Genomic DNA, 22093 nt, shown 5'->3' with positions numbered 1-22093 from the left:
CAGCCGAACCAACGAACGAGGATACACCGATGAAACGACTGCGCAGACGGCGATCGCTTGACGAGAACTACCTGGCCGGCACGACGGCTGACCGCTTGCGAGTGGATCGACGGTCGCTGCTCGAAGCAGCGCTGACGCTCGTGGTCGCGCTGGTCGGCCTCGCGTGGGCCGGGACGCTGCTCAGCACCGCGCCCGTACTGATCGCGATGATCGTGGCGTACGCGCTCCTCACGACCCTGCCGGTGGTGGTTCCGTATGCCACCGTACGGGCGGTTACGGTGCTGTTGGAACGCCGAGCGAGGGACTGATTGCGGTCTCGACTCCCGCAGACGGCTCGGCGACACCCGACCCCTTCTCCAGTGGCGAATCATGGCCGGAGCACGACCACCAGCACCACCGCCCCACACAGCAGCGCGATCGGGACGAGCGCCGTCCCGCCGCTCGCGGTCCGAAAGAGCGCCAGGCCGATCCCGGCCGGGATCGCCGCCACCACGCTACTCGCCCCCGCGTGGACGAGTTCGAGCCGCCGGGTGTCGGCCTCGCGGCCGAGCTCCTCGCCGACCTCGATCCCGAAGGTGGCGACGTCCCACGCGACCACCGTGGCGGCGGTGGCGAACACCACCACGCTCGCGGGCGCGCCCACGAGTCCCGCGAGGACGACGCCGCAGAACAGCCCCGCGCCGCCGAGCGTCACGGCGGTCCGCCACCCGCGGGCGAGCCCGAGCGCCACGAGCACGAACCCGAGTACGCCGGCCGTGAGCGACGGCGTGCTGACGGCGAGCGCGAGCGCCCCCGCGAGGCTCGCAGCGAGCGCGATCGCGATGCTCGCCCGCGCGGGCGCGTCGTCGATCGGCGGCGTGGCGGTCGCGGTCACCCCGACCCTCCCGCGCGGGCGAGCGCCGTCGCGAGCGGCTCGTCGCGCCAGTCGAGCGCCGGGATCGACGCGCTCCGCAGCCTCGACAGCCGGAGCCGGCGTTCGACCGCAGCGAGTCGTCGACCCGACGTCTCCCGTCCCGTCGGATCGGGACTCACGACCGTCACGCGGTGGCCGGCGGCGTCGAGTCGTTGGAGCAGGCGGACCACGCTGTCGTCACACAGCGGCGAACAGACCACGAGCTGGGCGTCCTCGGGCAGCCGGCGGCGGAGGCGTCGCGTCCGGATCGACGGGTAGAACGGTCTGTCGGGCGGCGTGGGCGCGAGCGCGGGATGGGTCGCCAGCAGTTCCTGCACTCGAGCGCGGTGGGCGGTCCCGACGCCAGGGGCGAGCCAGCACGGCTCCGGCGACAGCGCCGCGATCCCGACCCGGTTCTCCTCGCTCGTGAGTGCGTCGTACAGCGACCTCACGGCTCGAACGCTCCGCTCGACCGCGCTCTCGGCGTCGGGGCTCGGTGCCCGATAGGCCTCCTCGCGGGCGTCGATCAGGAGGACGATCGACGCGGCGCGCTCCTCCCGGAAGTCGACGGTGGCGAGCTCGCCGGTCTTCGCCAGCCCGTTCCAGTCGATCCGCGAGAGGGGATCGCCGGGGCGGTACTCCCGGGTGGTGTGGAAGGCGACGCCGCTCCCGCCGATCTCAGTCAGCACGCGCCCCGGCTGGCCGGTGGTTTGCGCCCGGAGCGGGAGTTCGCCGGCGGCTGCCAGGGTGGGCACGCAGGTGATCGGCGTGGCGTCGGCACGGATTCGGCGCGCGCACTCGGCCGTCCCGCTCACGTCGCGGGCCACCGCGAGCGCCGGCTCGAAGGCGTGTGCCCCGCGGGTGGCGGTCACGTCGTAGGAGAACGTCGCCGACTCGCCGGATCGGAGCGCGGTTCCGAGCCGCGGCGAGCCGGACTCGACGGCGAGCCCCGGCGGGACGCCGTCGATCAGCCGGAGATCCGGGAGGGTCGACTCGCCGACGTTCGTCACTTCGACTGTGACCGTCACCGAGTCGTCGGGCTCGGGATCGGCGTCGCTCACCGACCGTTCGAGCGCGAGCGCGACGTCGGGGGGGCTCGCGGCGCGCGCGAGCGCGGCGAACGCCACGCCAACGGTTCCGGCCACCACGAGCGCCGGCTGGTTGGCGAGGACGCCCGCCGCGCCCGCCACCAGCGCGAGCGCGCTCACGCCCCGCCACCGCTCGGTCCGGCGGGTGACCGTCTCGTTCGGGTCGAGCTCCTCGTAGGCGTCGCGTGCGCTGGACGAGCCACGCATCACCGCTCGCCCCGCCCGTCGCGCGAGCGCGTCGATCGCGTGGCGCGCCCGCCGTCTCATCGTCGGCTCGACGCTGAACGACAGCCGGAGCTGGGTCGCGAGCGACACGTCCTCGCCGGGATCGTCGGCGAAGAAGGCTGCGGCGTGGGGATCGTCGGTCCACGTTCCGCCGGCGAGCGCCTCCCGGGCTGCCCCCTCCGAGAGGCCGTCGCGGACGAGCACCGCGACCGCGGTCGCTTCGAGTCGCTCGCGGATCGCGCGGCGTTCGCGCGCACCCCGCGACGGACGCGCCGCCCCGACCGCCGCGAGCTGGCGGTCGAGCCCGTCGCCCGGCGTCGCGTACGACTGTGGCCGTTCGACTGCCGGGAGTTCGGGACGGCTCTCGGTCGCGTTGAACCGCGCCCGGACCGCCAGCCCGGCGAGGACGAGCGCGGTGACCCCGACGCCCGTGAGGATCGCGGCGTTCGGCTGGATCCCGCTCCCCAGCCCGGGGGCGATCGCGACCGCGAGCCCGCCGGCGACCAGCACGAGTCCGAGGGCGAGACCGAGCCGTCGACCCCGGCTCACGGCTCCTCCGCGTACTCGCGTTCGATCCGCCGGAGCGCGGTCACCGCTCGACTCTCGCGGTCGTCGGTGACGCGCCGGCCGCCGTAGCGAACGGTCCGAAACAGGTCGGTGAGCTCGTCGACGTCGCCCCGTGTCATCCCGGCGTCGGTCGCGGCGCGGGCGAACTCCCCCGGTGTACTCGATCCGGGATTGGCGACGTCGAGGTGGTCGGTCATCTCCTCCCACGCGCGGTACACCTCGTTTCTCGCCTCGCCCTCGTCGGCGATCCGATCGGCCGCGCGGCCGGCGGCGCGGCCCACGCTGGCGGTGACGTCCGCTTCGGGGTCCTCGGCAGCGGTCTCGGCGTCGGCTTCCGTCCTCCCGCTGCCCCGGACGAACAGGAGTAGCACGACGATGGCCACGAGGAGCACGACCCCCACGATCACGGTGAGTGCCGTTGGGTCGGTCGTGACCGTTTGCGCGCCGTCGCTGACGGTCCCACCGCCCGGGAGTTCGAACTCTCGGTCACCGCTGAACCCCTGCTTCCCGCCCTGACTGCCCGAGCCGATCCAGTTGTAGAGGAGGTACAACAGCAACACCGCGATGGCGGTGAATCCGAAGACGGCGGCGAGCTCGCGGAGGTCGTCGCGCCACGCATAGAGGCCGACGAGCAGCCCGATGATGAACAACGCGGCGAGCAGGCGGACGGCGACCGGGGGGATCGACAGCGGGTTCTCCATCTCGATCGGCCCTGGCTGACCGAAGTCGACCGCCTCGCCGCTGCCGGGGCCGGTGTCGTCGCCGTCGCTGATGCCCACTCCCTCGCCGCCCGCGTCGATCTGGTCGAGCGTCGCCGCGCCGACGCCGAGCGCCACCACGGCGAGGACGGCGATCAGGACGGGCCCGAACGCGTCGCGGTTCACACTCTGACACCGGTTCCCGGTACTGTTGAACGTTCCGTCGGAGCCGGAACGGTCGGCACCGGCGTGCCCTCTCGTCCGACCCGTCGTCCGCCAGTGCCGAACTCGCCCCCGATAGCCATGTCGAGGCCGCCGAGATCGGTCCGCCCGTCCGCCGACATGAGTTGGTTCTCGCGGTACTCGCGACGAGCGTGGCATAAGTTTTCGGGCTGGCGAGGCGTCACGTGCCGGTGGCGGAGCCGAACGTTTTATTTCACAAGCGGTGATGTTTCAGGCTGAATGATGCGACACCGCGATCCGACATCGGCGACGGGCGACCGTGCCGGCGTCGGCGCGAACGGGTCCGTTGCGAGAGGGCGGGACGGAACGCACACGGACCGTCCCGAGCGCGGGCCGGACCGCCGACCGACCGGGATCGCTGCCGCGGGGTGGCAGTGATGTCGGCGATCGAACTCGACAATGTCACGAAGCGCTTCGGCGACGTCACGGCGCTGCGGAACTGCGATCTCGACGTCCACGAGGGCGAGATCTACGGCTTTCTCGGGCCGAACGGCGCGGGGAAATCGACCACGATCAACGTCCTGCTCGATTTCATCCGGCCGACCGGCGGCACCGCGCGGGTGCTCGGCCACGACGCCCAGGTCGAGAGCCAGCGGATCCGCGAGCGCGTCGGCGTCCTCCCCGAGGGGTTCGACGTCTACGATCGCCTGAGCGGTCGCCAGCATCTCCAGTTCGCCATCGACTCGAAGAACAGCGGCGACGACCCCGACGCGCTCGCCGAGCGGGTGGGCATCCCCGACGCGATCGACCGGAAGGCCGGCGGCTACTCGAAGGGGATGGCCCAGCGCCTCGTGCTCGGGATGGCGCTCGTCGGCCAGCCAGACCTGTTGATCCTCGACGAGCCCTCCACGGGGCTGGACCCCAACGGTGCGCGCGAGATGCGCGAGATCATCCGCGCCGAGTGCGACCGCGGCGCGACGGTGTTCTTCTCGAGTCATATCCTCGGTCAGGTCGAGGCGGTCTGCGACCGGGTGGGGATCCTCCGCGAGGGCGAACTCGTCGCCGAGGACACCGTCGAGGGGCTGCGCGACGCCACCAGCGCGGAAGCGATCCTCGTCGTCGAGGTCGATCGCGTGCCCGACGGCCTCGTGGAGGAGGTCCGCGCGCTCCCGGCGGTGTCGGAGGCGAGCGTCGAAGGCACCACGATCCGGGCGTCGTGTGACGACTCCTCGAAGACCGAGGTGTTGGGAACGATCGAGGACGCCGGCGCGACCGTCGAGGACTTCACGACCGACGACGCCTCCCTGGAGGACCTGTTCGCCTCCTACACCACCGAGGGCTCCCCCCAGTCGAACGACGGAGCCGACTCATCGGCCGTCGACATGGATCGATCCGACGACGAGACCGATCGATCACGAGACGATACTGACGAGTCGGCCGACAGTACCGGGACGGAGACCGACAGTACCGAGACGGAAGGCGAGACCGAGGAGGTCCGGACGTGAGCACGCTCACGGTCGCGCGGAAGGACTTCCAGGACGCGATCCGATCGTGGCTGTTGCTCGGACTGACAGCGGTGTTCGTCGTCTTCGCGGCCGGTGCTGCTTACATCTACATCGCGCTCGGGGCGTTCGTCGGCGGTCCCGCCACCGGCGAGAGCATCTCCTCGACCGCCCTCATCAGTTTCCTCTCGGCGCTGACCGCGTTCTTCATCCCGCTGATCGGGCTGATCGTCGGGTACAAGTCGATCATCGCCGAGCGCGAGAGCGGCAGCATCGCGCTCCTGCTCTCGCTGCCCCACACCCGCCGTGACGTGGTTCTGGGGAAGGTGCTCGGTCGGACGGGGGTCGTCTTCGTCTCCGCCGTCGTCGGCTTCCTGATCGCCGCCGGCGTCGTCGTCGTGCTGGCGGGCTCGCTCTCGGCCGCGGACTACGCCCTGTTCGTGCTGGCGACCCTCCTGCTCGCGCTCGCGTTCGTGGCGCTGGCGGTCAGTTTCTCGGCGGCGACGAAGTCCTCGACGCTCTCGCTCGTCGGCGCGGGCATCCTCACGGTGCTGTTCATCGTCCCGATTCCGCTCCTCGGCTCTCTCTGGGCACTCATCCCGACGCTCGTCCGGTTCGTACTCGACGAGTACACCCCGCTGACCCTCGATCTGTCGACCCAGCCCGAGTGGGCGCAGTTCTTCATCCAGCTCGATCCGACGGTCGCGTACTCGGACGTGCTCGGCGTGTTGATCCCCGATCTCGCGAACGGTGGCGGCGGTGCGCCGTTCTATCTCGCCCCCTCGTTCGGGTTCGTGATCCTCGCGGCGTGGATCGTCGTTCCGCTCGCGCTCGGCTACTACCGGTTCGACGCGACCGATCTGTAGTCCGTCGCTCCGCACGGTTTCGTTCGCCCGTCGTTTCGGAAACCGAAACTTTCATTGAGAGAGTGAATGTCGTCCCGAGCGAAACCAATGTCACTCACCGACGTCCTCACCGACCCGGACGCGTTCTTCCGGCATCGCGCCGAAAACCCGGGGCTCCTCCGACCGCTGCTCGTGGTCTTCCTCGCCGCCGTCGCCGCCGTCCTGTCGCCGCTGGTGACCTATCAGGCGTTCGTCGGCGCGGGTGCGCCCCCGCTCGCCCTGATCGGCCAGGCGGGCGGGATCATCATTGCCTTTTTCGTCCAGTTCGTCGCGTGGCTCGTGCTCGCGATCGTGTTCTACCTCTTCTCGCTCGCGGTCGGCGGCGAGGGATCGCTCGGCGACACGTTCAAGCTGAACGGGTGGGGGTTCGTGCCCGCGATCGTCGCGGGGATCGTCACCGCCATCGGCCAGTTCGTCGCGCTCCAGAGCGTCGGCGTCCCCGATCTCCCCGAGAACCTCAACGAAGAGACAGCACAGCAGTTCACCCAGGCGTTGGCGGAGTTCACGTCGGCGCTCCAGAGTCAACCGGCGGTCAGGATCGCCACGCTGCTCGCCGTCCTGCTCACGATCTGGCAGGCCGTCATCTGGGTGTACGCGACGCGACACGCCCGCAACCTCTCGGTCCGCAGGGCCGCGATCGCCGTCGGGATCCCCGTCGGGCTGCTCGTCCTCTTCAACCTGTACAGCCTCCTGAACGGGTGGGTCATCTGACGCACCGTTCGCGCGACCCCGTCGCCACGCCCTGACCGATCGCCTGGCCCGGAACCCGGCCACAACCCACTCAAGCGACGATCCGTTTTCGACCCACATCACGATGCACGCCATCGAAACCACCGACCTGACGAAACGCTACGGCTCGACGACCGCGGTCGAGGGCCTCGACCTCGCGATCCCCGAGGGGGTCGTGTACGGCTTCCTCGGCCCGAACGGCGCGGGCAAGACCACCACGATGCGGATGCTGACGACGCTGACGACACCCACGAGCGGCTCCGCGCGGATCGCGGGCCACTCGGTCGAGAGCCGCGACGACGTGGTGGGTCGGATCGGCTACCTCCCGGAGGAACCGCCGCTGTACGACGAGCTCACCGGCCGCGAACAGCTCGACTACATCGCGGGGCTGCGGGACGTGCCCGCCGAGCAGAGTGAGAATCGGATCGGATCGCTGCTCGATCGGTTCGACCTCGCGGCCGACGCCGACGATCGGATCGCGACGTACTCGAAGGGGATGAAACAGAAGACCGGGATCATCCAGGCGCTGTTGCACGATCCCGACGTGGTGTTCCTCGACGAACCCACGTCAGGACTCGATCCGCGGGCCGCGCGAACGGTCCGAAACACGATCGCCGAGCTGGTCGCTGGCGACACCACCGTGTTCCTCTCGACGCACATCCTCCCCGTGGTGGAGGAGCTCGCGAACGAAGTGGGGGTACTTTACGAGGGCGACCTGGTCGCCGAGGGGCCGCCCGACGCGCTGACCGAACGGATGGAGACCGGCGAGGAGAGCACCCTCGAAGACGTCTTCCTCGAAGTTACCGGCGGACGGGAGGGCGCGGCGACTCCCGACCATGAGTGAGTCGGGCTGGCTCGGGCACGGCCTCCGGATCGGCGTCGTGGAGTTCCGGCGCACGGTCCGAGGCATGCGCCGGAACAAGGGCCGACTCGCGCTGTTGGTGTTCGGGGTCGGGTTCTGGACGCTCTCGATCGCCGGGCTGGCCGTGCTGTTCACCGCGCCACTCCGCACGCTCGACACGCCGATCGCGCTGCCGGCGGCCGTCCGCGGGGCGGCGGCGCTGGCGTGGGTGTTCGGCGTGTACGTGGTCGGCCAACGCGTCCTGAGCCAGTACAGCCACATCGATGCCGAAGCGGGAATGCTCACCACGGTCTCGGCACGGAGCGTCGCGACCGGCCTCGTGATCGCCGAACTCCTCCGGGCGGCGGCGTACCTCCTCGCTCCGCTGCTCGTCGTGACCGGGCTCGTGGTCTACATTTTCGGGACACCGCTCGGCGTCGCCACGATCCCGCTCGCCGCCGGACTGTTCGCGCTCACCGCGACCCTCGTCGGCAGCGGGGTCGGCTACGCCGGCGCGTTGCTGGTGGCGCGGTCGCGGTTCGTCGCGCGATACAAGACGATCATCGGCGGCGCGATCGTGCTCGTCTTCTTCGGCGGGTACGCCGTGTTCGTGTTCTTCGCGCCGGGCGACCTCGGGATCGGACCGGCCCAGTTCGCGTGGCTGCCGGTGGGGTGGTACGTCGATCTCGCCGCGATCGGCTCGCCGATCGCCCCCTCGATGGGTCGAGTGGCCGGCGTGCTCGTCGCCACCCTTGCAGTGCTCGGGGGTGGCGGCTGGGCGATCGAACGGCTGACGACCGCGCTCTGGTTCGCGGATCCGGTGGAGCCGACGCGGGACGAGGCCGACGATTCCGACGCCGCTTCCCACACCGACGCTCGCGCCGACACCGGACCGACCGCGAGCGGTGCGAGCCCGCTGACGGCGGCGATCGGCCCCTTCGGGTCGGTGATCCCGGCGAGCGCGAGCCGGCCGACCCGTCGCGTCGCGGCGAAGGCCTTGGTCCGGACGTGGCGAAATCCGAGCCGGCTCACGATCCTGCTCACGCCGGTCGTGATCGCGGTCGTCTCGGTGTTCAACGCGACACAGTTCGGTGCGGCGTTCGCGGTCGCACCGGTCGCGATCGTCCTCCTGCTCCCGTGGCTCGCGGGCGCGACGTTCGGGCTGAACCCGTTCGGCGACGAGGGGGCGGTCCTGCCGGCGACAATGACTGGTGGGATCTCCGGGAAGTCGTTCGTCCGCGGGCTCGCGCTGCCTGGCCTGGTCGCCGGCCTCCCGTTGACGGTCGCGCTCACGCTCGCCGCCGGGTGGTTCAGTCCCTATTCGCTGCCCGAAATCGCCGGCCTCGCCGGCCTCGGCTGCGTTCTCGTCGCCGCCGCGGTCGGGCTCGCGCCCGTGATCGGGATGCGAATCCCCCGATTCAGCACGTTCAGCGTCCGCGGGAGTCGCGACGTGGTGCCGCCGAGCATCACTGCCGGGATCGTCTACACCGTCACCCTCGTCGTTCCGGGCGTTCTCGCGGCGGTCGCGCTGGTCGTTCCCGAACTCTTGCGTGGCTTCCTCGCCGCGCTGGGGAGCGGTGTGATCCCCTTCGTGCTGCGGTGGCTCGGCGAGCGCGGCGTGCCGCTCGTGGCCGCGTCGGCAGGATGGTTCGAGGGGCTCGGTCCCGCGATCCGCGGCCTGGCGACGATCGAGATGCGGGCGGTCGGCTACACGCTCCCGATACTGCTCCTGAGCGTCGGCGGTTTCGTTGCGTATCGCGCTGCGGCGCGCCGGTTCGAGACGTACGAGGTTACCTGATCGCTCGCAGCACTCGCGTCGTCTCTCCTTTCGGATCAGCGCCGCGCGATCGCGGCGACGGCGACGACGCCGAGGCAGAACGCGGCGATCCCTGCCCAGCGAAGCGTCTCGGCGTACCCCACGATCGCCCCGAGACCCACGAACACCGGCGGGCCGACCGTCGTCCCGCCGAGGAGGACGCTCGTCCGGAGCGACATGATCCCGCCCCGGAACTCGTCGGGCGTGACCGCGTTCAGCGCGGTGTCGGTGATCGGCTCCGCGAGCCCCTGGCCCACCCCGAACAGGAGGAGCGCCACTGCGATCACGGCCAGCGAGTCCGCGAGCCCGGCCGCCACGAGCCCGACGCCGTACACCACGAATCCTAAGGGAACGAGCTGGATGCTCGACGCGTGACGGAGCAGCCGCCCGGCCTGGCTGGACGTGATCCCCATCGTTACTGCGGGGAGCCCGATCAGGAGCCCGATCCGTCCCGGCGAGAGCCCGTAGCGCTCGTCGAGCACGAACGGGATCGCGGTGAGCTGTGCGCCGTACAGCACGACGAAGATCCCGAACAGCGCGACGTACAGCGAGAGCACCGTCCGGCCCGGGACGGCACGGATCGCGTCGAGAACGTAGTCGAACCCCATCGATCGCCGATCGAGCGTCGGCTCGTCGAGCACGGCGGCTCCCGCGATCGCGACGATCACGCCGAGCCCGAAGCAGGCAAAGGGCGCGGCCCACGAGATCGCGGCGAGCGCGCCGCCGACGATCGGGTAGCCCGCCGCGCCGATCGCGAGGATCGCGGCGTTGAGCCCGATCAGCCTGTTCCGGGTCCCACCCGAGAACAGGTCGCCGAGCAGCGTGACCGTGAGGCTCGTCGCCGCGCTGCCCGCTACGCCCTGGAGCGCCCGGAGCCCGAGAATCGCGCGGAAATCCCCCACGAAGACGATCGCACCGCCGGCGAGCCCGAAGACGAACAGCGACGGCACCAGCACCGACCGGCGGCCGATCCGGTCGGCGAGCAGCCCGACGAACGGCGTGAGCACCACCCCGGGAAGCGTGTACGCGGAGATCAGGAGGCTGGCCTCCGCAGCCGAGATCCCCCACGCCGCCTGGATCGTCGGCAGCGCGGGGCTGATGAGCGAGACGCCCATCACCGTGAGCAGCGTGCTCGCGAAGATCACGAGCACGGTCGGCGATCGCCACGCACTCCCGAACCGCGTCGAACGGACGGTCTCGCTCGCCATCAGATCACACGCACCGACGCGATCGACGACCGACAGCTTCGGGCCGACGGTCTGCGCCGCCCCGCCGCAGCCGCGATCCGTTCCGCCCGTCTCGACCGGCCGCTCCGAGTCCGTTCGCCCTCCCTCTCGTTCATTGTCCCCGACTACTCGACCGCCCCATTTACGGCTTCAGATTCGCCGATACACTGCGGCGTGGCGTCACGAATCGCCCTCGGTCGTCGTTCGTCGTCGACGCGATCGGCGGTCGTCGGCCCGTTCGCGCCGTCTGAACCCGAACTCGAAGAGCACGCCAGCGACGACCCCGGCGGCGGTCGCGTAGACGAACCCCCAGAGCATCTCGGTCTCGATCCGTGACGGCGAGACGCCCGGGACGAGCAGGAACTCCGTCCCGAGCCAGAGGTCGGCGACCCAGCTTCCGACCGCCCAGACGCCTGCGGCCGCCGTGGTGGTCATCACGACGACCACCACCGCGAACGTCGGCGTCATCTCCACAGGGGTGAAGGCGTCGAGTTCGGCCGCGACGATCAGCGCGATCCCCGCGAAGGAGAGCGCGGTGACGAACGCGTTCGAGAGGGGACCCTCGGCGAACACGCGGCCGGCGAGCGGGAGCCCGGCGAGGACGAGGAGGCCCCACGGCAGCATCACCGCGGGCGTACGAGAGGCGAGCGCCGGCACGAGCGCGAGGCCGACGACCGCCACGCCGAACGCGACCCACAGCGGGTCGGCCGCGACCGCGAGCCCGACGGTGACGAGGCCGATCGCCGCGAGCACGACCCACGATCGCCGTGCGTTCGTGCGATCGCGTTCGATGAGCCCGTCGAGCGGATCGTCGCCGCTCGCGGCGGGCGAGGGGTCGGCGGGTCGCGTCGAACGCCCGCGCGGCGTGTCGCGAGGTCCTCCGGTCGAATCGAGGCGCGCGACCAAGGCGTCGACGACCTCGCTCACCGCGCCGGTGCCGAACGCGGCGACGAGCACGGCCCCTACCGTGTCGAAGACGAGATCGAGCAGCGAGTCGTCGAGCCCGTACTGCACCAGGACGGGGTCGAGCCCGAGCGCCGCCGAGGCGATCCGCGAGACGAACTCCAGGACCTCCCAGAACACGCCGAACGCGAGGGTGAAGATCAGGACGAACACCCCGAGAAATCGCGGCGGGAGGTAGACGTCCTCGCGGTGGACGTCGATCGCGCGGGCGGTGACGTAGCCGACCGCCGCGACGATGGTCGCCGACAGCGTGTGCGTGACGTGATCCCACCACCAGAGGTCGTCGTACAGTCCGAGCATCCCGAGCGTGTGGAGAAAGAGCGCGCTCGTGATCCAGAGGGTGAGCCCCGCGTCGAGCGGGATGCGGTAGTCCCGCGCCAACAGCGCGGGGAGGAAGGTCGCACCGAGCGCGAGCGCGGCGTTGACGATCACGCTCGCGTTCCGCGTGAGGAGTCCCACGACCAAGATGAGTCCGATCGCGACCTGCATCGCGCGACTCGCGATCCGCTGGTGACGGTCGGTGATCTCGATGCCGGCGATCTCCATGTTCTTCGGCGATACGACCTCCAGAAGCATAACCGTAGAGGGCGGAGATACCCTCGGAGTGGGTCACGGTCGACCGGCGGGACGTCCCCCACAGAGCGTCGCTCGCTACCGGTCGGCTCCCCGCCGGACGATACTGGCTTATCCACTCGGCACGTACCCTGAACCATGATGGCGACCACGCACGCGCTCGCCGGGATGGCCCTCGCCGGCGTGACGGTCGCGATCGCACCGGCGTACGCCCCGGTGGCCGTGGCGGCCGCCGGCGTCGGGGGTGCGTTCCCCGATCTCGATCTCTACGCCGACCACCGCAAGACCCTCCACTTCCCGACGTACTACGCGGTGCTCGCGGCCGCCTTCGCCGTCGTCGCGCTGCTCGTCCCGGGGCCGCTCACGGTCGGCCTCGCGTGGTTCTTCGTCGCCGCGGCGCTCCACTCCGCGATGGACGCCTTCGGCGGCGGGCTCGAACTCAGACCGTGGCACGCCACCTCCGAGCGCGCGGTGTACGACCACTATCGAGACCGGTGGCTCCGTCCTCGACGGTGGATCCGCTACGACGGCGCGCCCGAGGACCTCGCGCTCGCGGTGGGGCTGGGGCTCGTCTGTCTCGCGATCTATCCGAACTCGATGGATCTCGTGATCGCGGCCATCGTCGGCATTTCGGCCGTTTACGCACTCTTTCGCAAACCGATGGTGTGGATCGCCGAGCGGCTCGTGGACCTTCTCCCGGCGACGCTGCTCGAACACGTCCCTGAGCGGTTCACCGAGGACCTCCGATAGCGTCCCAGTCGCGCGCTCAGCGTCGTTGGACGACGTGGCCGGAACATCACTCCACCCTGCCGACGAGCGTGGCGGGGCCGACCTGCGTCGTGCTGCCGACCGATCGGATTCGGCTCTCCGGATGTGATCGAAGTAGCTGGAGAGTGTTCGGCCAGCCGACGGTCGTCGGTCGGTCTCGTCATGGCTCGCACGGGGTGCTCGACGGGGTCAGCCGTCGTTCGTGATCTCCCGAAGCAGCCGGCGCGCGTGACCGAGCGAGTACTCGACGCCGAAGCGCTGCCCGACGTACTTCTGGAGGAGGGCGGGCGTCCACGACGAGCCCTCGAACCCGAACGCGCCGGGCGCGCGCCGGAGCGTGCGTTCGAGGTCCGCGCGCTGGCCGGGGGCGAGCTTCGGGGGACGGCCGGGCCGCTGTTCGTCCGCGATCGCCTCGTCGATGGGACGCTCCTCCAGCCGGTCGAGCCACGAGTACACCGTCGAGCGTGGGATCCCGTACCACTCCGCGAGGGTCTCCACCCGGACGCCCTGCTTGTACGCCAGCCCCACCATCAGCCGCTTCGCCGCCTTCGCCTCCGTGACCTCGTCGAGGGTGCGCCGCAGCGCCGCGGCGTCGACCTCGTCGAGCTTGTTCATGCGCCGGGATGGACCGACCCGGTAATAACTCTATACACTTTTGTCGCCAAACCGTGGCCGGTGGTCGTCCCCGTGGCCGAACACGAACTTCGCCAGCAGATTCTTGGGTGTCCTTGGCATACGGCCTGCATGGCGAAACACCTGCTCGTCCCGTTCGACGGCTCGGACCAGGCCCGGGACGCGCTGGCGTACGCCCTCCGGGAGTACCCCGACGCGACGATCACGGCGCTCCACGTGGTGAACCCCGCGGAGTGGGGGTACGGCTCGACCGAGGGCGGCCTCGGCAAGCGCTGGTACGAGGAGGCCCGCGAGGAGGGCGAGGCGGTGTGTGCCGAGGCGACCGAACTGGCCGACGCCCGTGGAAGAACGGTGACGACGGCGATCGAGGACGGTGTGCCTGGCGAGACGATCGCCGCGTACGTCGAGGGCCACGACGTCGATCACGTCGTCATCGGGAGCCACGGTCGATCGGGACCGAAACGGCTCCTGCTCGGGAGCGTGGCCGAGACGGTCGCGCGGGGCGTCCCGGTGCCGGTCACGATCATCGGTTGATCGGTTCGAACGGGTCGGAGTCGAGCCGCGACGGACGCCGCGAGTCAGCGCCACCCGAGTCCAGTAGGCGTTGACGGCGGGGCGAGCGGGCTCGTCGGGAGATCCTCGGCGAGGTCGGGATCGTTGTACGCCCGCGGGGCGACGTCGTTGGGAGCGTCGGGGTAGAACAGCGAGGCGAGCGCGTGGAGGTGCTCGCGGCCGACGTCGAGTTCGAACTGGCCGCCGCCGTAGCACTCGATGTCGTGTTCGCGGCAGTACTCGATGGTCTCGAACAGCGATTCGACCGAGCCGAACCGGGAGGGTTTGACGTTGAGCACGCTCGGCTCCCACGGGAGGCTCTCGACGGTCTCGACGCCGTGGATCGGGGCGTCCCACGAGACACGTTCTTCGTGTCCGTCGAACAGCGGGCGGGTTTCCTCGGTGAGCGCGGGGTCCTCGATCGTCGCGTCGGGGACCCCCTCGATCACTCGCTCGTAGAGGTCGGGATCGGCCGCCTGGTCCACGCTCGTTCCGCGGTACTGACCCTTGAGATCGAGCACCCGGACCCGGCCGGTGTCGGCGAGGCGTTCGATCAGATCCGTCGACCAGTCCGATGTCGGATCGAGTTTGAACTCCAGCGCCGGATCGCGGTCGAGGAACGCCTCGACTCGATCGAACGTCGGCGGGTCGCCGAGGCGAGTGCTGGCGACGAACCGGACCTCGTCGTACTCCCGATCGAGCGCGCTGGCGAGGTCCGTGTCGGCCTGGCGGAGCGCGAGGTCGAGCGCCGCGCTCTCGAAGGCCCACCGGCGGTAATCCCGGAACGCGTCGCGGTCGAGGTCGCGGCCGAAGAAGAGGTCGGTGTCCCCGACGTGGGCGGCGAACTCGCGGTGAGTCGTCGCCCCGGTCGGCACGACGTCGGGTGCTGCGTCGATCAAACTGTGGTGCTCGTCGGCCTCGTAGGTGACGTCCTCGCCGCGCCCGACCTCGCCGTCGCCGTGGAGCGAGATCACCGTCGTCACGCGCTCGAACCCGCTCGACGTATCCCGGACTCGGCGGTCGAGATCCCAGCCGTCGATCGTCACGTCGAGATCGCCGATCCGGTCGTACAGCGTCATACCGCTCCGACGCCCCCGACCGGGAAAAGCGTGCACCGTCCGCAGGGTGGTTCGACACCGAAGCCGTTATGCCTCATCGCTGTTAGTAGCAAAGTAGTACAAGCCTTCCATGGGAGCCAGCCGCTACGTCGCACTCGACGGAAACAGCCCACACATGCCACCCAACACCGCGTCTCCGCCTCGGCGGTGGGGACTCAGATGAACCGCTCGACCGTCTTCGTCCTCCTCGTCGGACTGCTCGTGATCCAGGGCAGCGTCGCCGGCGTCGTCGCGAACGACGCGAACGCCTCGGCCAACGCGACCACCGAGGGGTCGGCACCGACGACGGATGTTCACCCGACCGACGACAACGAGTCGATCGACATCGACGCCATCATGAACGCGTCGACGACCGACTCGTCATCAAACGACTCGTCATCGAACGATTCCTTGACGACCACGACGCCGCGAAACACGAGCACCGACGACGCCAACGGAACGACCACGGCCGCGACGACCACGGCCACGACGACCGCGACGGCCACCGAGACGTCATCGTCAACGGAGACACCGACGGCCACGGAGACCCGGACGCCGACGGCGACGTCGGAACCGGACAGCGATTCCTCGGCCGCCGGTAGTGAGAACGCGACGACCGACGGAGCAACGGGTGACGGCGCGCCGTCCGGGGACGGTGCTTCGGGCTCGCGCGGAAGCCAGGCGGCCGCAGGCGCGGGCGACCAGGGAGCCAGCACCGCCCAAGCCGGTGCGCAGCGATCCGGTGGCGCACAGGCTGGCGGCGCACAGACTGACAGTGCGCAAGCCAGCGGCGCGCAGACCGTCGGCGCGCAGGCCGGCACCCAATCGCGTGGTGGGAGTCAGGCCGGCGGCGCACAAGCGGGAAGCGGTGCAGGAGCCGGTAGCGGTGCGAGTGCGGGCGGCAGCGGTGCGAGCGGGAGCGCCGGTGCTGGCGGTGGCGGCGCAGGGGCCGGTGCGGCCGGAGCGAGCGGTGCGGGGGCCGGTAGCGGCGCAGGAGCCGGCAGCGGTGGTGCAGGGGCCGGTGGCGGTGCGCAGGCTGCCTCGCCCGATGCGGAGTTCAACGTCACGGGCGTCGACAGCGACGTGACGATCGGCGAGACCGGCACCGTCTCGCTCACCATCGAGAACACCGGCGAGGATGCGACCGACGCGGTCGTGAACCTCCAGTCGCTCTCGGGCGATCTCGCCTTCGGCCAGGCGGTGAGCACGAGCCGGTTCGTCGGCGACTGGGACGAGGGCGAGTCGAAAACCGTGGAGGTCGCGGTGCAGGCCGCACCGACGGCCGACACCGCCGAGTACCCGATCCAGACCACGGTTTCGTATCAGGACGACGACGGCAACCCCGCCCAGTCCGCCCCGCTCACGTTCGGCGTCACGCCCGACGAGGCGAGCAGCGACCTCTCGGTGGTTTCGGTCGATTCGGACGTCCCGGTCGGCGGCACCGGGACCGTCTCGGTGACGCTCGAAAACACCGGCGAGGACGCGACCGACGCGAGCGTCAATCTCCAGTCGCTCTCGGGCGATCTCCTGTTCGGTCAGTCGCCGAACACCAGTCGGTTCGTCGGCGACTGGGACGCGGGCGAGACGAAGACGATCGAGGTGACGATGCGGGCCGCTCCCACCGCCGACACGACCGAGTACCCGATCCAGGCCACCGTTTCGTACGAGGACGGCGACGGGAACGCGGCACAGCTCGGCCCCGCCACGTTCGGCGTCGCGCCGACTGGCGAGCAGTCGTTCTCGCTCGGGAACGTCGACGGCGACCTCGCGGTCGGCGAGTCCGGCACCGTCTCGGGCGTCATCACCAACGAGGGCCCGAACGCCGCCACCGACGCGGTTCTCACCGTTTCGCCGAACGCCACGCCCGACGTGCTGCCCCGTCAGACCCAGGTCGTGCTCGGCGACCTCGATCCCGGCCAGTCCGAGGCGTTCGAACTCCCGGTGATCGTCGACAGCGAGGCCGAGCCGGGACTGCGCCAGCTCCCGCTCACGGTGCAGTACTACGATGCCGACGGCAACCCGATGCGGAGCGGGACGCTCAACGCACGCGTCGAGATCGGCGAGGAGAGCGACGACTTCGAGATCGAGTCGGTCGATGCCGACGTCGAGGCCGGCGATCAGGGCCGGCTCGCGGTCACGATCAACAACACCGGCGGGAACGTCACCGATACTCGGGTCTCGTTCCAGTCGCTTTCGAGCGGGATCCTGTTCGGCCGGTCGGCGAACGCCACCGCGTTCGTCGAGGAGTGGAACGTGACCGAGACGCGGACCTTCGAGTACGAGGTGACTGCCGCCGAGAGCGCGGCCGGGACGACGTACCCGCTCCAGACGTCGCTGACCTACGACGATGCCGAGGGCGATCCCGCACGATCGGGACCGCTCGCGTTCGGCGTCACGCCGGGCGAATCGGTCGACGAGTTCCGGGTCGTGGGGACGAACTCGGGGGTCCAGATCGGCGATGAGGGACCGATCTCGGTGACGCTCGAGAACACGGGCGCGAACGCCTCCGCGGCGACCGTCTCGCTCCAGTCGCTCACCCCGGACATCACCTTCGGCCGGACCGCGAACGCGACCCAGTTCGTCGGCGACTGGCCGACGGGCGCACAGCGCACGATCACGTTCAACGCGACCGCGAGCAACACGACCGACGTGCAGAGCTATCCGTTCCGGGCCTCCGTGTCGTACGACGATGCCGACGGTGATCCCGCTCGCGGCGGGCCGTTCACGATCGGCGTCACGCCACAGCCAGAACAGGCGTTCGAGATCGAAAACGCCGCCAGCACGCTCCGAGTGGGCGACGAGGGCAACGTCACCGCGACGATCGCGAACGGGGGTCCCCAGGACGTCCGGAACGCGGTGGTGCAGCTCGTCGCGCGCGGTGAGAACCTCGAACCGCAGGAGACCGAGGTCGCGATCGGCGATCTCCCGGCGGGTGAGGCAACGAACGTCTCCTTCCCGGTCGAGATCACCGAGGGTGCCGCGGCGGGCCAGCGCCAGTTCTCGTTCGTCGTGGAGTACGACAACGCGAACGGCGACCCGCGCCGGAGCGGGACGCTCGACGCCCAGGTCGCGATCGAGCCGGGACGCGACGAGTTCACGGTCGAACCGCGGAACGCGACCGTCGACTCGGGCTCCTCGGAAACGGTGACGCTCGACGTGACCAACAACCGCGACACCACAGTCAGCAACGTCAACGCCAAGGCGTTCGCCGATGCGCCGCTCTCGCTCGGGAGCGACGAGGCGTACATCGCGCGGCTCGGGCCGGGCGAGACGAAGCAGATCGCCTTCGAGGTGAGCGCGAGCGGCGACGGTGAGGGCCAGTACCCGCTGTCGGTCGACTTCCAGTACGACACGGCCGACGGGGACTCGGCGCTCTCGGAGACCTACGACGTCCCGATCGAGGTCACGGCCACCGACGGCGGCGGGATCCTGTCCTCGCTGTCGGTGATGGGCGGGCTCGCCGCGCTTCTCGTACTGCTCGGCGTCGGCTGGGTCTGGTCGAGACGGTGAGCGAGGACTGAGATGGTCGAGTACCAGCGATACATCGATCGGGTCGACGAGTGGATCACCGAGCGCCCGCGCACGGTGATCCTCGTGTTCCTCGTCTTGACGGCCGTCTTCGCGGTCGGCCTCGCCAACATCTCGACCGACGCCGGCACCAGCCAGTTCACCCAGGACAGCCCCGCACAGGACGCGCTCGACGAGATTGACCAGGAGTTCTCGGCGACGTTCGAGTCCGCGAACGGCAGCACCCAGCTCATCCAGTCGGGCTCGAACGTGCTCGCCAAAGAGGAGCTGTTGGCGATGCTCGAAGCCCAGCAGCGACTCGAGAACACCGAGTCGCTCCGGGTGGTGTCGTCGTCGAGCGCCGCGAGCATCGTCGCCCAGACGATCGATCCGACCGCGACGACGCTCGACGCACAGATCCGGACGCTCGAAGGCGCGACGCCGTCGACGATCGAAGCGGCGATCCAGCGAGCCGCCGCCGGACCCGGGTTCACCGGGCTCGTGAGCAACGACTTCAACCGGGAGTCGGCGTCGGCCTCCGCGACGATCGGGACCGTTCAGCACGACGTGCTGGGTGGCGTCTCGACCTCGGCAGCCGGTACGGGCGGCGAGAGTCCGCTGACCGCGATCCAGACCCGCTCGCAAGAAGTCGTCGACACCGTCGACAGCGACATCCGGGTGTTCGGCAGCGGGATCGTCTCCGACGAGTTCACCAGCATCATCTTCGACTCCCTGATCATCGTGGTGCCGGCGGCCGCGCTCCTGATTCTGGTCTTTCTCGTGTTCGCCTACCGCGACCCGATCGACCTCCTCCTGGGTGTGCTCTCGCTCGTGATGGCGGTCGTCTGGACGTTCGGCTTTACTGGACTGGCGGGACTGCCGTTCTCCCAGATGCTGATCGCCGTGCCGCCACTCCTGCTCGCGGTCGGGATCGACTTCGGCATCCACGCGATCAACCGGTATCGCGAGGAGCGGGTGCAGGGGATCGACATCGAGAGGTCGATGCGGACCGCGACCGACCAGCTGCTGGTGGCCTTCTTCATCGTCACCGGCACCACCGTGGTGGGGTTCGCCGCGAACGGCATCAGCGACCTCCAGCCGATCCGGCAGTTCGGGCTGATCGCCGCGGTCGGGATCGTGTTCACCTTCCTGATCTTCGGGATCTTCCTTCCGGCGGCGAAGGTGTGGGCCGACCAGCTCCGGGCGACCTATGGAATCCCGGAGTTCGGCCTCTCGCCGCTCGGCTCGGAGGGGTCGCTGCTCGGACGCGTCCTCCTCGTCGGCGTCGGAGCCGCCAGGCGTGCGCCGTACGCGCTGCTCGTCGTGACGCTCGTCGTGTCGGTGGCGTCGGGGTTTTACGCCACCGGCGTCGACACCTCCTTCTCCCAGGACGACTTCCTGCCGCCCGAGGACATCCCCGACTACGTCGAGGGACTGCCCGAGCCGTTCGCCCCCGGCGAGTACACGGTGACCGACACCACCAACTTCCTCGAAGAGCGTTTCAGCACCACCCAAGGGAGTTCGGTGATCGTGTACGCCGAGGGACCGTTACGCGAGGACTACGCCTTGGAGGCGATCCAGCGCGCCAACGAGGACCCGCCCGACGCGATCGTGTCGAGCGGTCGCGAGGCCGACCCCGAGAGCATCATCGGCGTGATCGAGACCTACGCCGAGCAGTCGCCCGAGTTCGCCGCACTGGTCGCACGCAACGATCCCGACGGCGACGGCGTGCCCGAGAACAACCTCGAAACGGTGTACGACGAGCTGCTCGACTCGCCGTATCGCGCCCAGGCGCTCCAGTACATCACCGAGGACTATCGGAGCACGCAGGTGGTGTACACGACCGAGTCGAGCGCCACCCAGGACGAGATCACGAACGACGCGCGCGCGCTCGCCGATCGGTACCGGTTCACGGCGACCGCCACCGGCCAGACGCTCGTCCTCCAGTCGGTGTCGGGGACGATCCTCACGTCGGCGATCGAGAGCCTGATCGCGGCGTTCGTCGTCACGGCGATCTTCCTCGTCCTGATCTACTACGTCATCGAGGGCCGCCCGTCGCTCGGGATCGTCAACCTCGTGCCGATCGTGGTCTCGGTCGCGCTGCTCGCGGGCTCGATGCGCCTCTTCGGCATCCCGTTCAACGCGCTGACCGCAACGATCCTCTCGATCGCGATCGGCCTCGGGATCGACTACTCAGCACACTTCGTCCACCGCTTCGCCGACGAGTACCACGAGTACGACGAGGCGATCTTCCCCGCGCTCGAAGAGACGGTGCGGGGAACCGGCGGTGCGCTCACGGGGAGCATGCTCACGACCACCACAGGTATTGGCGTGCTCGCGCTGGCGATCACGCCGATCCTCGGTCAGTTCGGGCTCGTGCTCGCGCTGACGATCTTCTTCGCGTACGTCGCGTCGATCCTCGTCACGCCGTCGGTGGTCGTGGTCTGGGGGCGCTTCGCGTGACCGACCACGACGATGCGGTCGCGGCGCTCAAACGCCTCGGCCTGTCGAGCTACGAGGCGCAGGTGTTCATCGCGCTCCAGCGGGTCGATTCCGGAACCGTCCGCGACGTCGCCCAGCTCACCGAGGTGCCGCGCTCGCAGGTCTACGGTGCGGCCGAGGACCTCGCCGAGCGTGGTCTCATCGACATCCAGCAGTCGAACCCGATCCAGTACCGCGCGGTCGGGATCGAGGAGGCACGCACCCGACTCAGGGAGCGCCTCGAACGGGAGGAGGAGCGGGCGTTCGAGTACATCGAGACCGCCCGGAACGAACGCACCGCCGAGGCCGAAACCCAGGAGGACATCTGGACGGTGCGCGGTCGGGACACCATCACCGATCGAGTGAAACAGCTCGTCGCAGGAGCCGACGATCGCGTGGTGCACGGCATCCGGGACCCGTCGACGCTCAGCAACGGGGTCCTCGATGCCCTTCTCACGGCGGCCGACCGCGGCGTCGACGTGACGGTGGTGAGCGCGAACGAGGAGGTTCGCGACCGGCTCGCCGACACACCGGACGTGACGGTTCGGGCAGCGCCCGACACCCCCGAGGACCAACACAACGGGCGCGCCCTCGTCGTGGACGCGGACACACTCTTGCTCAGCGTCCACGGTGGTCGGAATCTCGAAGATCACGAGGCCGCGATCTGGAGCGCCGAAACCGGCTTCGCCGCGGTGCTCGTGAGCATGCTCGACGTCTGGCTCGACATGCATCTCGGGGACGGCGTGGATCGATAACCCTCGTCGGCCGTTCTCCCTGCCCGCCGACATCGACGATCGTCGATACAAGAGTCGACAGCTCCAAATACCCGCCCCTCACAGGTCGACGA

At 69.8% G+C, this 22093-nt stretch carries 19 protein-coding genes; 12 read left to right on the top strand and 7 right to left on the bottom strand.

The genetic code is table 11. The features are described 5' to 3' along the window. Nucleotides 1–29: 29 nt before the first annotated feature. Entirely contained in the window at nt 30–308 is a 279-nt protein-coding gene (locus TX76_RS02210; protein WP_049898740.1) for a hypothetical protein, read from the top strand. Between the two features lie 59 nt (nt 309–367). Here the strand turns inward: TX76_RS02210 and TX76_RS02205 are convergent, their stop codons facing one another. Genes TX76_RS02205 through TX76_RS02195 form a run of 3 tightly spaced genes read right to left on the bottom strand, consistent with a single transcriptional unit; the run spans nt 368 to nt 3656 of the window. Then, the gene (locus TX76_RS02205; protein ID WP_049898739.1) at nt 368–874 is read right to left on the bottom strand and encodes a DUF7519 family protein; all 507 of its coding nucleotides are present in this window, start codon (nt 872–874) and stop codon (nt 368–370) included. Further along, nucleotides 871–2754, bottom strand: a complete 1884-nt coding sequence (locus tag TX76_RS02200; protein WP_228842282.1) for a DUF58 domain-containing protein — start codon at nt 2752–2754, stop codon at nt 871–873. The genes TX76_RS02205 and TX76_RS02200 overlap by 4 nt, the downstream gene beginning before the upstream one ends. Beyond that, nucleotides 2751–3656: a DUF4129 domain-containing protein gene (locus TX76_RS02195; protein WP_049898738.1), complete on the bottom strand. Its 906-nt coding sequence runs from the start codon at nt 3654–3656 to the stop codon at nt 2751–2753. Before TX76_RS02195 ends, TX76_RS02200 begins: the two co-directional genes overlap by 4 nt. 276 nt (nt 3657–3932) lie before the next feature. On the opposite strand from TX76_RS02195, the gene TX76_RS17415 reads away from it, so the two are divergent. The 6 genes from TX76_RS17415 to TX76_RS02170 all read left to right on the top strand — a co-directional run bounded on the left by TX76_RS17415 (nt 3933) and on the right by TX76_RS02170 (nt 9428). Then, nucleotides 3933–4091: a hypothetical protein gene (locus TX76_RS17415; protein ID WP_154018974.1), complete on the top strand. Its 159-nt coding sequence runs from the start codon at nt 3933–3935 to the stop codon at nt 4089–4091. Next, nucleotides 4091–5158: an ABC transporter ATP-binding protein gene (locus TX76_RS02190; protein ID WP_079890725.1), complete on the top strand. Its 1068-nt coding sequence runs from the start codon at nt 4091–4093 to the stop codon at nt 5156–5158. Before TX76_RS17415 ends, TX76_RS02190 begins: the two co-directional genes overlap by 1 nt. After that, the gene (locus TX76_RS02185) at nt 5155–6021 is read left to right on the top strand and encodes an ABC transporter permease subunit (protein WP_049898737.1); all 867 of its coding nucleotides are present in this window, start codon (nt 5155–5157) and stop codon (nt 6019–6021) included. The genes TX76_RS02190 and TX76_RS02185 overlap by 4 nt, the downstream gene beginning before the upstream one ends. Nucleotides 6022–6108: 87 nt before the next feature. Beyond that, nucleotides 6109–6771, top strand: coding sequence for a YIP1 family protein (locus TX76_RS02180; protein ID WP_049898736.1), 663 nt, complete (start codon nt 6109–6111; stop codon nt 6769–6771). A 103-nt stretch (nt 6772–6874) separates the two neighbouring features. After that, nucleotides 6875–7633 (top strand): ABC transporter ATP-binding protein, encoded by a 759-nt coding sequence (locus TX76_RS02175; RefSeq protein WP_049898735.1) that lies wholly within the window; start codon nt 6875–6877, stop codon nt 7631–7633. Further along, the gene (locus TX76_RS02170) at nt 7626–9428 is read left to right on the top strand and encodes a hypothetical protein (RefSeq protein WP_049898734.1); all 1803 of its coding nucleotides are present in this window, start codon (nt 7626–7628) and stop codon (nt 9426–9428) included. Before TX76_RS02175 ends, TX76_RS02170 begins: the two co-directional genes overlap by 8 nt. Nucleotides 9429–9463: 35 nt before the next feature. On the opposite strand, the gene TX76_RS02165 is transcribed toward TX76_RS02170, so the two are convergent. Together TX76_RS02165 and TX76_RS02160 are read right to left on the bottom strand one after the other, a co-directional pair. Then, nucleotides 9464–10654, bottom strand: coding sequence for an MFS transporter (locus tag TX76_RS02165; RefSeq protein ID WP_049898733.1), 1191 nt, complete (start codon nt 10652–10654; stop codon nt 9464–9466). Nucleotides 10655–10852: 198 nt separating this feature from the next. After that, nucleotides 10853–12181, bottom strand: a complete 1329-nt coding sequence (locus TX76_RS02160; RefSeq protein ID WP_049898932.1) for a hypothetical protein — start codon at nt 12179–12181, stop codon at nt 10853–10855. Nucleotides 12182–12346: 165 nt separating this feature from the next. On the opposite strand from TX76_RS02160, the gene TX76_RS02155 reads away from it, so the two are divergent. Beyond that, entirely contained in the window at nt 12347–12958 is a 612-nt protein-coding gene (locus TX76_RS02155) for a metal-dependent hydrolase (protein WP_195155981.1), read from the top strand. A gap of 207 nt (nt 12959–13165) precedes the next feature. Here TX76_RS02155 and TX76_RS02150 read toward each other — a convergent pair whose 3' ends face one another. Further along, nucleotides 13166–13591, bottom strand: a complete 426-nt coding sequence (locus TX76_RS02150; protein ID WP_049898731.1) for a helix-turn-helix domain-containing protein — start codon at nt 13589–13591, stop codon at nt 13166–13168. 129 nt (nt 13592–13720) lie between these two features. On the opposite strand from TX76_RS02150, the gene TX76_RS02145 reads away from it, so the two are divergent. Then, the gene (locus tag TX76_RS02145; RefSeq protein ID WP_049898730.1) at nt 13721–14143 is read left to right on the top strand and encodes a universal stress protein; all 423 of its coding nucleotides are present in this window, start codon (nt 13721–13723) and stop codon (nt 14141–14143) included. A gap of 44 nt (nt 14144–14187) precedes the next feature. On the opposite strand, the gene TX76_RS02140 is transcribed toward TX76_RS02145, so the two are convergent. Beyond that, nucleotides 14188–15240 carry an enolase-like domain-containing protein gene (locus tag TX76_RS02140; protein WP_049898729.1) on the bottom strand — a complete coding sequence of 351 codons (1053 nt, stop codon included), beginning with the start codon at nt 15238–15240 and terminating at the stop codon, nt 14188–14190. Nucleotides 15241–15438: 198 nt separating this feature from the next. On the opposite strand from TX76_RS02140, the gene TX76_RS02135 reads away from it, so the two are divergent. From TX76_RS02135 to TX76_RS02125, 3 genes are read left to right on the top strand one after another with little or no spacing between them, the layout of a single operon-like run. After that, on the top strand, nt 15439–18768 hold the full coding sequence (locus TX76_RS02135; protein WP_154018973.1) for a COG1361 S-layer family protein: 3330 nt from the start codon (nt 15439–15441) through the stop codon (nt 18766–18768). A gap of 12 nt (nt 18769–18780) precedes the next feature. Then, nucleotides 18781–21228, top strand: a complete 2448-nt coding sequence (locus TX76_RS02130) for an efflux RND transporter permease subunit (protein ID WP_049898727.1) — start codon at nt 18781–18783, stop codon at nt 21226–21228. Continuing rightward, a complete protein-coding gene (locus TX76_RS02125) occupies nt 21225–22001 on the top strand; it encodes a TrmB family transcriptional regulator (protein ID WP_079890721.1) in 777 nt (258 codons plus the stop codon). Before TX76_RS02130 ends, TX76_RS02125 begins: the two co-directional genes overlap by 4 nt. The last annotated feature ends 92 nt before the right edge of the window (nt 22002–22093 follow it).

The organism is Halococcus agarilyticus (assembly GCF_000334895.1).
Lineage (GTDB): Archaea > Halobacteriota > Halobacteria > Halobacteriales > Halococcaceae > Halococcus > Halococcus agarilyticus.
The sequence above is the reverse complement of the archived record's forward strand: the minus strand, read 5'-3'. Positions and strand labels throughout refer to the sequence as shown.